5 protein-coding genes and 3 rRNA genes are annotated in these 12,781 nt (G+C 67.6%); 4 read left to right on the top strand and 4 right to left on the bottom strand.

All coding sequences use genetic code 11. From position 1 onward, the window contains the following. The first annotated feature begins 89 nt into the window (after positions 1-89). A complete protein-coding gene (locus QOZ89_RS22320; RefSeq protein ID WP_116271702.1) occupies positions 90-686 on the top strand; it encodes a CGNR zinc finger domain-containing protein in 597 nt (198 codons plus the stop codon). A gap of 46 nt (positions 687-732) precedes the next feature. Here QOZ89_RS22320 and QOZ89_RS22315 read toward each other — a convergent pair whose 3' ends face one another. Continuing rightward, complete coding sequence (locus QOZ89_RS22315) at positions 733-3,762, bottom strand: AfsR/SARP family transcriptional regulator (RefSeq protein WP_312624978.1); 3,030 nt, start codon at positions 3,760-3,762, stop codon at positions 733-735. Positions 3,763-3,990: 228 nt separating this feature from the next. On the opposite strand from QOZ89_RS22315, the gene QOZ89_RS22310 reads away from it, so the two are divergent. The 3 genes from QOZ89_RS22310 (at position 3,991) to QOZ89_RS22300 (ending at position 7,160) form a co-directional block, all read left to right on the top strand. Next, positions 3,991-4,605: a hypothetical protein gene (locus tag QOZ89_RS22310; RefSeq protein WP_312624976.1), complete on the top strand. Its 615-nt coding sequence runs from the start codon at positions 3,991-3,993 to the stop codon at positions 4,603-4,605. Further along, a complete protein-coding gene (locus tag QOZ89_RS22305; RefSeq protein ID WP_312624975.1) occupies positions 4,602-5,582 on the top strand; it encodes an NAD(P)-dependent alcohol dehydrogenase in 981 nt (326 codons plus the stop codon). The genes QOZ89_RS22310 and QOZ89_RS22305 overlap by 4 nt, the downstream gene beginning before the upstream one ends. 279 nt (positions 5,583-5,861) lie before the next feature. Then, on the top strand, positions 5,862-7,160 hold the full coding sequence (locus QOZ89_RS22300; protein WP_312624973.1) for a hypothetical protein: 1,299 nt from the start codon (positions 5,862-5,864) through the stop codon (positions 7,158-7,160). A gap of 195 nt (positions 7,161-7,355) precedes the next feature. On the opposite strand, the gene rrf is transcribed toward QOZ89_RS22300, so the two are convergent. The 3 genes from rrf to QOZ89_RS22285 all read right to left on the bottom strand — a co-directional run bounded on the left by rrf (position 7,356) and on the right by QOZ89_RS22285 (position 12,571). After that, positions 7,356-7,472 (bottom strand): 5S ribosomal RNA (rrf, locus tag QOZ89_RS22295). A 94-nt stretch (positions 7,473-7,566) separates the two neighbouring features. Beyond that, positions 7,567-10,675: ribosomal RNA gene (locus QOZ89_RS22290) — 23S ribosomal RNA — on the bottom strand. A 389-nt stretch (positions 10,676-11,064) separates the two neighbouring features. Continuing rightward, positions 11,065-12,571 (bottom strand): 16S ribosomal RNA (locus tag QOZ89_RS22285). The 16S, 23S and 5S rRNA genes sit together here, the layout of an rRNA operon. Between the last annotated feature and the right edge of the window lie 210 nt (positions 12,572-12,781).

Here is a 12,781-nt window from a genome sequence, read left to right as displayed (position 1 = left end):
TCGACCGTTCTCACGGCACCGCCGTGCTACCACCGTTAGAAGATGACCCAGTTTTCTAACGGTGTCAACCCGGGGGTAGCGTTAGATTGATGGAACAGGCCAGTCCCGCGCCCGGCGGCGCTCCGATGCTCGGCGAGCCGCCGGTGATCGAGCTGGGCAACACGACCTTCGCCGTGCGGGGCCGTCCACGCGACGGCCTGCGGACGGTGCCGGACCTGGTCGGCTGGCTGCGCGCGATCCGTCCACGGCTCCCGGTCGTCCTGGCCGACGAGGACCTGGTCGGCATCGGCGAGGACGACCTTCGGACAGCCCGCGAGCTACGCGACACGGTCCGGTCGCTGGCGGACGCGGCGGCGAACGGCCGCGAGCCTGATCCTGACGCGGTCGCGGCCCTCAACCGGCTCGCCCGACGAACCCCGTGGTGGCGCGAGCTGCGCGTAGACCCCGAGCCCCGGGTCGTGGCCAGCTGCGCGGGCCCATCCGTCGCGTTCGTGCTCACCGCGCTGGCCGACGAGGCGGTGGCACTGTTCGGCGGACCCGCCCGCGACGAGGTACGGGCCTGTCAGGGCCCGGGCTGCGTGCTCTACTTCGTCCACGGCGCGCCGCGGCGGGACTACTGCTCGGCCGGTTGCGGCAACCGGGCCCGAGCCGCCCGCCACTATGCCAAGGTCCGCCAGGCCACCTGACCGGACCTGCCAGGCCGACGGCCGGGCCGGACGTCGGACCGTTCCGTCATCCCCGGGCGGCCGGGGCGAGCTCGGTGAGGACCGAGCGCATGTACTCGAGGGCCTGGTGGTCGTCGAGGTCGGGCGTGGGCAGGTGGGCCCGGGATGGGGCCGCCCGGAGGGTGGTGGCGATGGTGTGGCGGGCGTCGGCGACCAGGGTGGCCCAGTAAGGCGCGGTGCGGTCGAGATGGCGCAGGACGCGGTCGGCGTCGGCCACGCGGTCGGCCTGGACCATCATGTTGACGAACTCGACGGCCGTGACGCAGATGCCCTGCATGTTGCCGGTGTCGAGCAGCTCGTCGATGTGAGCGCGCAGGATCGCGAAGGCCCGGGCCGTCTCGCCGCGGCGGAAGTAGGCGCGGGCTTCCACGCACCGGTTCGGTGAGTGGGTGCGTTCCGGCACCTCGACGGCGATGGCCGCGGCGAGCAGCGCCTCGGCGCGTTCCTGCTTGCGCTGGAGCAGGGCGGAGTAGCCGAGCAGCACGAGCGCCATGTTCAGGAGCGTCGGTGGACCGTCGGCGCCGTAGCGCTTCGCGAGCGCGTCGACGAACGCGTCACCGTCCTCGAACCGGCCGCCGAAGATCATCGACGCGCCGACGTCGAGCTCGAAGTGTTCGGCGAGGTCGTCCTCGCCGCGGGCCCGGAGCCGGGCGATCACCACCGGGGCAAGCTCCCCGAGCACGCGGAAGTCCTGGTGCACGGACGCCAGCGCGTGCCGCACGGCGACGTCGACGAACCCGTCGGCGACGACGACGGCGCGGTCAGCGCGGTCGACGTCAGCGGCGTCGACGTCAGCGGAGACGCCGGGTGCGGCGCCGGTGCCTCCCGGGCCGTACCGGGCGACCAGGCGCTCGAACGCGACCGGGTCCTGGGCGAGCTTGTGGCGCTGGCCGGCCCAGGTCAGTCCGAAGGCGACGAGGTCGGCGTCGTGCGACGGGGTCATGGCAAGCAGACGTTCGACCCAGTCCCCCAGCTCCGCCCGGTTGCGGCGCGGGATCTCGGTGACGAGGGGGCGGACGAGCGCGTGCGCGAGATGACGGTCCGCACGGCCGCCGGCCCAGTCGAACGCCGCCCGCAGGTTCGGCCAGAGGTCGTCCAGGTGCGTGGTGCCCGCCGCCTCGCCGCGACCGGTCAGCAGCCGGTGGATGACGCCCACCCGCTCGGCGCACCAGGCGGCGTGACGCGCGGCCATCAGGTCGGTCTCGCCGGCCTCGGCCAGTTTCTCGGCCGCGAACTGGCGGATCGGCTCGAGGAACCGGAAACGCCGGCCAGCCACACCCGGCTCGGCCACGACCATCGAACGGGCGACCAGGCCGGCCAGCAGTTCCTCGGCCGGGGCTGGGCCGGCCGTTAGGCGCTCCGCCGTCCCGGGGTCGGCCGTCACGGTCCGCGCCGTCTCGGGGTCGGCGGCGACGGCCTCGGCCGCGGCCAGGTCGAACGTGCCGACGAAGATGGCCAGGCGGCGCAGCAACAGCCGCTCGGCCGGGGCGAGCAGGTCGTACGACCACTGGACGGTCGCCCGCATCGCGCGGTGCCGGCGGGCGCTGGCACGCCCACCGCCGCCGACGGCGACGAGGAGTCGAAGCTGGTCGTCGAGCCGGTTCAGCAGCTCCGTCGGGGCGAGCGTCGTCGTCCGGGCGGCGGCGAGCTCGATGGCGAGCGGAACTCCCTCCAGACGCCGGCAGATCGCGGTGACCACACCGTCGGTGGCCGCCGGGCCGAAGCCCGGTGAGAGCGAGGCCGCGCGTTCCCGGAACAGTTCGACGCCAGGGCCGTCGGGTTCGAGCGGGCCGACGGGGACGATCTTCTCGTGGCCGTCGCGCAGGCCGAGGCGCTCCCGTGACGTCGCGAGCACCCGCGTGCCCGGGCAGCCGTCGGCGAGGGCCTGGGCGAGGGCCGCGGCGCCGTCGAGGACGTGCTCGCAGTTGTCCAGGACGACCAGGGCCCGGCGCGGGCGCAGGGCCGAGACGATGGCCTCTGTCAGCTCTCGCCCGGCCTTCTCCTTGACGCCAAGGGTTCCGGCGACGGCACGCGGCACGTCGACGGACGAACCGACCTCGACCAGGTCGACGAGCCAGACACCGTCCTCATCGTCCTCCCGGCTGGCCGCGGCGACCGCCAGCCTCGTCTTGCCGATGCCTCCCGGCCCGATCAGCGTGACCACCGGCCAGGCGGACAGGGCCAGGCGGACGGTCTCGAGGTCCTGGTCACGGCCGATCAGCCGACCGAGCCGAAGCGGGAGGTTCCCGGGGCGGCCGTCCTCGGCCGGAAGGCGTGGCCCCCCGGGGGACCCGCGCGCGATCAGCCGGTCGTCCTGGCCGAGGATCATCGCCTCGAGCTCGCGCAGCCTCGGGCCCGGCTCGACACCGAGGTGCTCGACCAGGTGGCGGCGGGCGGTCCGGTAGGCGGCGAGCGCGTCGGTCTGCCGGCCGGCGCGGTACAGCGCCGTCATCAGCAGCGCCCAGAGCCCCTCACGGGTGGGGTGGCCGGCGGTCAGCTCGGTCAGTCGCCCGACCGACGCCACCGGGTCCGTCTCGACGCGGCCCGCGAGCTCCTGCTCCACGGTCGCGAGCCAGCGTTCCTCCAACCCGTCCAGGACCGCGGCCAGCCCGGGGGCGACGTGCAGGCCGGCGAGCGGCGGGCCCGTCCACTCCGCGAGCGCCGCGGCGGCGTCACCGGCGTCGGCGTGCCGCTGGAAGCGGAGCGCGTCGACGGCGTCAGCCGGCAGGTCGAGACGGTAGGCCGCGCCGACGGTCGCGATCGTCCCGGCGCCGAGCGCCTGGCGCAGGCGGGTGATGTAGGAGTGCAGGGTCCTCTCGGCGGTACGCGGGCGGTCCGCGCCCCACATCAGGTCGACCAGCCGGGACACCGGTACCGCCGTCCCGGCCGAGAGAGCGAGCGCCGCGAGCAGCGTCTGGCACATCGGCGGCCCGACCGCCACCGGCTCGCCTCGGCCGGTCACGGCGCGGACCCCGCCGAGCAGGTGGACCCGCGCATCAGGCTGGCCTTCGTGGGCCTGGGCCGTCACCGTGCTCACCGCTCCTTCATGTGCGCCGCACCGTCGTGGCGTACGCAGTGCTCGCCGACGCGGTGCCCACCGAGTCTTCCGCCCGCCAACGAGCTGGCCCCTTCAACCGTAGCTCAACAGATCTTCAACGATGGCTCGACGTCGACAGAGGACGGTCATAGGAGGGCACAGCCAGCCAAGTGCAGGAGGCGGACACCAATGACAGGGCCGACAGCGGCAAGGCTACGAACGAACGTGGTGACGCTGCCATTCCAGGCAACACGCCGCGACCCGCGGATGGACGCCCGGCCCGCCACATGGACCGAGGAGATCCAGACCGAGCCCATGGCGAGGGCGCACGAGACGCACCACGCCGTCGAGCGGCCAGCCGGAGCCGAGCGACTGGCCGAACCGGGACGAGCGGCCGAGCCTTGGTACACGGCCGAGTCGGTGCCGCGGCGTCCGGTGGCGCGCGAAGCCAGCGCGACGACCGTTCGGACACGGCTGTGGGGCGCGGCGCTGGTGGCCGGGTTCGCGGTGATCGCGGCGATCCAGCCAGGTCCGGAGGCACGGCCGCCGACGCAGCCGGCCTGGGCCGACGTCGCCGCCGCCGTCTCCCTGGGGCTGCTCGCGGTCGCGGTCACCGCCCTCCTGGCCGGACGGCGCTGGGGACTTGGCCCGGCCACCTACGGAGGCGCCGGCCTGGTCGCGCTCTGCGCGCTGTGCCCTGCCTGGCAACACCACCAGGTCGGCGGGTGGTGGGTCGCCCAGTCCCTGATCAGCACCGTCATGCTCGGCGGGTCGGTGGCCCTGCGCGCCCGCCCGGACGGGGCCGCCACGCGCCGGGTGTCCGTCGCCGGAGCCGGCCGGTGAAGGCGATCGTCCAGGAACGGTTCGGCGCGCCCGAGGTCCTGCGGCTCGCCGATGTCGACGTGCCGAGGGTTGGCCCCGACGACGTGCTGGTACGGGTACGTGCCGCGGCGCTCAACCCCTACGACTGGCACATGCTGCGGGGCGACCCGTACTTCGCGCGTCTGATGGGCGGCACGGGCCTGCGACGGCCGAAGTCCCGGGTTCCCGGGATCGACGCGGCCGGAGTCGTCGAGGTGGTGGGGGCGAACGTGCGCGACCTGCGGCCCGGTGACGAGGTGCTCGGTCTGTGCGCCGGCGCGCTCGCCGAGTATGCGCTGGCCGCGCCACGCGAGGCACTCGTGCCCAAGCCCGCGGGCCTCACCTTCGAGGAGGCGGCCGCCGTCCCGCTGGCCGCCCTGACGGCCCTGCAGGCGGTCCGCGACATCGCCCGGCTGCGGGCCGGGCAGCGCCTGCTCGTCAACGGCGCCGCGGGCGGCATCGGCACGTTCGCGGTCCAGATCGCGGCCGCGCTCGGCGCGGAGATCACCGGCGTGTGCAGCGGCCGCAACGCCGAGCTGGTGCGCTCCCTGGGAGCCGTACGTGCCATCGACTACACCGCCGAGGACTTCCTCGACCAGCCCGAACGCTACGACGCCATCCTGGACAACGTCGGCAACCGGCCGCTGCGTCGGCTGCGGCGCGTGCTGACGCCGACGGGAACGCTCGTCATCAACAGCGGTGGGAAACCCGGCAAGGTGTTCGGCGCCGTCACGAACTTTCCGCGCGGGTTCGCGCTCAACACGGTCGTCCGCCAGCGGATCCGACCGTTCATCTGGAAACCTCGACGAGCCGACCTGGAGGCTCTCACCGAGCTCATCGAGGCCGGGAAGCTCGCTCCGGTACTCGACCGTACCTACGCGCTCCCTGACGCCGCGGAAGCCCTGCGCCACGTCGAAGGCGGCCACACCCGGGGCAAGGTGGTCGTCACCATCGCGTGACCGGGGCCGTCCCGCGGACCGGTGCGATTCTCGCGCGATTCTCGTGCGGGTTCGGCCCTGCCGCGGGACACCCGCCGTCACCCGACACAGATCCGCGCCGCCCGCGCCGCCCGCGCCGCCCGCCGGGCACAATGTGGCCACCGGGCTCGACGCCGTGACCGCGATTGCCGGCGGCCGTACCGGCCCTCGACCTGGCGGGCTGAGCATGGCCCGACAGTTCCCGAGGCGGAGGTGGGACCGGGACGTCGACGCGAGTCCGGCCGCGCGAGAGGTCAGGCAATGCCCATGGCGACCGTTCCTGGACCGCGGGGCCGTCCCGCTCGAACCGAATGGGAATGCGCGTCCGGCGGGCCACGCGTCGCGTTGGCGCTCCCGGCACTGGTGGCCGTCGTGGTCCTGGCGGCCTGCGGCGCGGACACGGATACCACGACGCCACCACCAGCCACGTCACCGAGCCAGGCCACACCGGCGGTGCGGCCGGCTGTCGCGGCGGCGCCGGATCTCGCCACGGTCATGTCCGTGAGCGCCGTCAACGACAGCGGTGCCATGGTGGTCGGACGCGCCGGCCCGGCCGGTGCCGAGTTCTACTACCTGGCCCACGGTGCCCGGCCGATCCCGCTGACGCACGACGGCGCGCCGATCGAGCCGAGCCTGCTGAACAACGCCGGCCAGGTCGTCGGGATCGTGGCGGATCCGGCCGGGCATCAGCCCCCGAGCCTGGTGCGCTGGCAGGACGGGCACAGCACGGTCCTGCCGGTACACGGCGACCAGGTCATCCCCGAGGACCTCAACGACCGCGGCCAGGTCACCGCCGTCGCCGTGGCCAGCCGGCCCGGCACCGCCCAGGGGACCGACCGCGCGACGACCGCCCGGGCCTACCTGACCGACGGGACCACGACCGTCGATCTCGGCGTGGACCCCGACCTCAACGAGCACAACCTCTATCTGAACGAGGCCGGGCAGGTCGTGGGACTGGCGTTCGAGGACTCCGGGACGAGCCCGCATGGCTTTCTCTGGGACCAGGGCAGGCTGACGACATTCGACACGGGGCCCACGACGCATCCCGTGGTCACGGGAATCAACGACGCGGGCCAGATCGCCGGGCTGGTGCTGGACGACCAGGACTCCCCGTCCGGCGCCCATCCCATCTTCCGACCGGCGTTCCGCTGGCAGTCCGGCACCATGACCGCGCTCGCCGCGGGCGCCGACGGCGTTGGACCGGTGAGAATCAACCATTCCGGCCAGGTCGCCGGAGTGGTCGCGGACCCGTCTGGCTCCTCCCGCGACGTCGTCGTGTGGTCCGCGACGGCGGACGCCAAGCCCACCCGGCTCGGAATCGCCGACGCCGACCTCGTCGTCGACATCGATGACCGCGGCGACGTTCTCGTGTCCGCCCTGACGGGTCCGACCGCCTCACCGGGCGGCTACCTGTGGCACGACGGCCGGATCGTCGTGCTCGGGACTCTCGGGGGCCTCGCCGTCGATCCGACGGGACTCGCGGCCGACGGGCTGGTCGCCGGCCAGTCGACCTCCGCCGACGGCACCTGGCACGCCGCTACCTGGCCACCCATCGGCTGACCCCCGCTAGAGCCGGAACTCGTCTGGGGGCTCGCGGCCGACGGGCTGGTCGCTGGCCGGTCGACCTCCGCCGATGGCACCTGGGACGCCGCGACCTGTCGACCCGCCAGTTGGGTAGAAGGGTGGATATGCGGAAGGCCCGTCGTCCACGGCCAGAGTGTTCTCTGGGGGACGACGGGCCTTCCGTCAATGATTGTTCGGCGGTGACCTACTCTCCCACCCGGCCTCCCGAGCAGTACCATCGGCGCTGGAGAACTTAGCTTCCGGGTTCGGAATGGGACCGGGCGTACCCTCTCCGCCAAAACCACCGAAACACTATCGAGTTATCGACACCACTCCCCCCACGGCGAGTGGGGGGTGGTCTGCCGTTCCTCGGGAACCGCACAGTGGACGCGTAGCATCTTTGTAGGACAAGCCCTCGGCCTATTAGTACCAGTCAGCTCCACACATTGCTGTGCTTCCACATCTGGCCTATCAACCCGATCATCTCTCGGGGGCCTTACCAGGTTAACCCTGTGGGAGACCTCATCTCGAAGCGAGCTTCCCGCTTAGATGCTTTCAGCGGTTATCCCTTCCGAACGTAGCCAACCAGCCATGCCCCTGGCGGGACAACTGGCACACCAGAGGTTCGTCCGTCCCGGTCCTCTCGTACTAGGGACAGCCCTTCTCAAGACTCCTACGCGCGCGGCGGATAGGGACCGAACTGTCTCACGACGTTCTAAACCCAGCTCGCGTACCGCTTTAATGGGCGAACAGCCCAACCCTTGGGACCTACTCCAGCCCCAGGATGCGACGAGCCGACATCGAGGTGCCAAACCTTGCCGTCGATATGGACTCTTGGGCAAGATCAGCCTGTTATCCCCGGGGTACCTTTTATCCGTTGAGCGACGGCGCTTCCACAAGCCACCGCCGGATCACTAGTCCCTGCTTTCGCACCTGCTCGACCCGTCGGTCTCACAGTCAAGCTCCCTTGTGCACTTGCACTCGACACCTGATTGCCAACCAGGCTGAGGGAACCTTTGGGCGCCTCCGTTACTCTTTAGGAGGCAACCGCCCCAGTTAAACTACCCACCTGACACTGTCCCTGATCCGGATCACGGACCCAGGTTAGACATCCAGCACGACCAGAGTGGTATTTCAACAGTGACTCCCCTGAAACTGGCGTCTCAGGTTCACAGTCTCCCACCTATCCTACACAAGCCGGACCGAACACCAATATCAAGCTGCAGTAAAGGTCCCGGGGTCTTTCCGTCCTGCCGCGCGTAACGAGCATCTTTACTCGTAGTGCAATTTCGCCGAGTCTGTGGTCGAGACAGCAGGAAAGTCGTTACGCCATTCGTGCAGGTCGGAACTTACCCGACAAGGAATTTCGCTACCTTAGGATGGTTATAGTTACCACCGCCGTTTACTGGCGCTTAAGTTCTGAGCCTCGCCCCGAAGAGCTAACCCGTCCCCTTAACGTTCCAGCACCGGGCAGGCGTCACTCCGTATACATCGCCTTACGGCTTCGCACGGAGCTGTGTTTTTAGTAAACAGTCGCTTTCCCCTGGTCTCTGCGGCCCCCACCAGCTCAGACAGCATGTGTCATCACCGGTAGTGGCCCCCCTTCTCCCGAAGTTACGGGGGCATTTTGCCGAGTTCCTTAACCACAGTTCACTCGATCGCCTCGGTATTCTCTACCTGACCACCTGTGTCGGTTTCGGGTACGGGCGGCCCTGGCACTCGCTAGAGGCTTTTCTCGACAGCATGGGATCATCCACTTCGCCACAATCGGCTCGGCATCACGTCTCAGACACATGCCAGGCGGATTTGCCTACCTGACGTCCTACACGCTTACCCCGGGACAACCACCGCCCGGGATGGACTACCCTCCTGCGTCACCCCATCGCTTACCTACTACCCACCAAGATCCCCACCACCGAGGCAACCCGAAGGCCACCACGACAGAAGGTTAGTACAGCAGGGTTCGGTACTGGCGCACCAGCGCCGGTACGGGAATATCAACCCGTTATCCATCGACTACGCCTGTCGGCCTCGCCTTAGGCCCCGACTCACCCTGGGCGGACGAACCTGCCCCAGGAACCCTTGGTCATCCGGCGGACGGGATTCTCACCCGTCATTCGCTACTCATGCCTGCATTCTCACTCGCGTGGCATCCACGGCTGGGTCACCCCGCCGCTTCACACGCCACACGACGCTCCCCTACCCACCCACACACCTGAACCACCCCCAAAGGAGACAGTTAGGCAAACATGTGAGTGCCGCAGCTTCGGCGGTACGCTTGAGCCCCGCTACATTATCGGCGCGGAATCACTTGACCAGTGAGCTATTACGCACTCTTTCAAGGATGGCTGCTTCTAAGCCAACCTCCTGGTTGTCTGTGCGACTCCACATCCTTTTCCACTTAGCGTACGCTTAGGGGCCTTAGCTGGCGATCTGGGCTGTTTCCCTCTCGACTACGAACCTTATCGCCCGCAGTCTCACTGCCGCGCTTCACTTACCGGCATTCGGAGTTTGGCTGAGTTCAGTAAGCTTGTAGGCCCCCTAGCCCATCCAGTGCTCTACCTCCGGCAAGAAACACACGACGCTGCACCTAAATGCATTTCGGGGAGAACCAGCTATCACCGGGTTTGATTGGCCTTTCACCCCTACCCACAGCTCATCCCCCAGTTTTTCAACACTGGTGGGTTCGGTCCTCCACACGGTCTTACCCGCGCTTCAACCTGGCCATGGGTAGATCACCCGGCTTCGGGTCTTAGACATGCGACTGAAACGCCCTGTTAGGACTCGCTTTCGCTACGGCTACCCCACACGGGTTAACCTCGCCACACACCGCAAACTCGCAGGCTCATTCTTCAAAAGGCACGCCGTCACCAGACCGAAGCCCAGCTCCGACGGATTGTAGGCACACGGTTTCAGGTACTATTTCACTCCCCTCCCGGGGTACTTTTCACCTTTCCCTCACGGTACTAGTCCGCTATCGGTCACCAGGGAGTATTTAGGCTTAGCGGGTGGTCCCGCCAGATTCACACGGAATTTCACGGGCTCCGTGCTACTTGGGATACAACTCGGGAGGCGCCATGTTTTCGTCTACGGGGCTGTTACCCGCTACGGCGACCCATTCGCATGGTCTTCGACTAACACGACGCTTTATAACTCCCTGACAGTTCGGCAGAACCATCCGAGCCGTCCCACGACCCCTGTTCCGCAACGCCTGCCGGCTATCACACGAAACAGGTTTAGCCTAGATCCGTTTTCGCTCACCACTACTCACGGAATCACGGTTGTTTTCTCTTCCTGCGGGTAATGAGATGTTTCACTTCCCCGCGTTCCCTCCACACACCCTATGAGTTCAGGTGCGGGTGACAGGACTTAGCATCCTGCCGGGTTCCCCCATTCGGAAATCCTCGGATCACAGCTCGGTTGACAGCTCCCCGAGGCATATCGCAGCCTCCCACGTCCTTCATCGGCTCCTGGTGCCAAGGCATCCACCGTGCGCCCTTAATAACTTGGCCACAAAGATGCTCGCGTCCACTGTGCAGTTCTCAAAGAACGGACGACCCCAACCCCACACCCAGACCGCCACCCCACCCGGGGCCGATGTCTGGAAGGACTGGTCCGTACCGCAGCCAACCCCCGAACCCCCCCCACAAGAGGAAGGACCCGGGGGTCGATGGCCACCGAAGAAACGATTTCCGCTCCCTCAGGACCCAACAGCGCACCACACGAAACCGCCTCCCCACCAGCCGGCACGTTCCACCCCCACCCCGAAGGACAGGGAGTACTAGCCACCACCTGGCCGCAGGACGGCCTCTGAAGTCAGCATTCCACGCCACTGAGCTAACCAGCCCGGCATGCACAGCCAGGAACCGGCCCCGCGGACAAACCACGGGATGCTCCTTAGAAAGGAGGTGATCCAGCCGCACCTTCCGGTACGGCTACCTTGTTACGACTTCGTCCTAATCGCCGGTCCCACCTTCGACGGCTCCCTCCACAAGGGTTAGGCCACCGGCTTCGGGTGTTACCGACTTTCATGACGTGACGGGCGGTGTGTACAAGGCCCGGGAACGTATTCACCGCAGCAATGCTGATCTGCGATTACTAGCGACTCCGACTTCACGGGGTCGAGTTGCAGACCCCGATCCGAACTGAGACCGGCTTTTTGGGATTCGCTCCACCTCGCGGTATCGCAGCCCATTGTACCGGCCATTGTAGCATGTGTGCAGCCCAGGACGTAAGGGGCATGATGACTTGACGTCGTCCCCACCTTCCTCCGAGTTGACCCCGGCAGTCTCCTATGAGTCCCCGACATAACTCGCTGGCAACATAGGACAAGGGTTGCGCTCGTTGCGGGACTTAACCCAACATCTCACGACACGAGCTGACGACAGCCATGCACCACCTGTACGGGACCCCTAAGGACCCACCATCTCTGATGGATTTCCCCGCATGTCAAGCCCTGGTAAGGTTCTTCGCGTTGCATCGAATTAAGCCACATGCTCCGCCGCTTGTGCGGGCCCCCGTCAATTCCTTTGAGTTTTAGCCTTGCGGCCGTACTCCCCAGGCGGGGCGCTTAATGCGTTAGCTGCGGCACGGAGGCCGTGGAAGGTCCCCCACACCTAGCGCCCAACGTTTACGGCGTGGACTACCAGGGTATCTAATCCTGTTCGCTCCCCACGCTTTCGCTCCTTAGCGTCAGTTCCGGCCCAGAGACCCGCCTTCGCCACCGGTGTTCCTCCTGATATCTGCGCATTTCACCGCTACACCAGGAATTCCAGTCTCCCCTACCGGACTCTAGCCTGCCCGTATCGACTGCAGGCCCGGGGTTGAGCCCCGGGTTTTCACAGCCGACGCGACAGGCCGCCTACGAGCTCTTTACGCCCAATAATTCCGGACAACGCTTGCACCCTACGTATTACCGCGGCTGCTGGCACGTAGTTGGCCGGTGCTTCTTCTGCAGGTACCGTCACTTGCGCTTCGTCCCTGCTGAAAGAGGTTTACAACCCGAAGGCCGTCATCCCTCACGCGGCGTCGCTGCGTCAGGCTTTCGCCCATTGCGCAATATTCCCCACTGCTGCCTCCCGTAGGAGTCTGGGCCGTGTCTCAGTCCCAGTGTGGCCGATCGCCCTCTCAGGCCGGCTACCCGTCGTCGCCTTGGTGGGCCACTACCCCACCAACAAGCTGATAGGCCGCGGGCCCATCCCAAGCCAATAAATCTTTCCACACCACCAGATGCCCGAAGGTGTGAATATCCGGCATTAGCCCCGGTTTCCCGGAGTTATTCCAGAGCCTGGGGCAGGTTGCCCACGTGTTACTCACCCGTTCGCCGCTGACCCGAAGGTCCGCTCGACTTGCATGTGTTAAGCACGCCGCCAGCGTTCGTCCTGAGCCAGGATCAAACTCTCCATCGATGCTCTAAAACTCCCTCGATGGGAGAAACCCCGACAAAATATGGACACAGATCCGTAGATCGTCCATCAAATGCCAAAGGAACCTTACAAACCCCCACAGACAACACCAGCACCAGACCATCCAGGCCCGACACCAGCACCACCCGCGGAACGGGGTCAAAATATGGCACTGACTTCTATGGCACGCTGTTGAGTTCTCAAGGAGCGGAC

Origin of the sequence: Pseudofrankia coriaricola (genome assembly GCF_032027725.1) — a bacterium.
Lineage (GTDB): Bacteria > Actinomycetota > Actinomycetes > Frankiales > Frankiaceae > Pseudofrankia.
The sequence above is the reverse complement of the archived record's forward strand: the minus strand, read 5'-3'. Positions and strand labels throughout refer to the sequence as shown.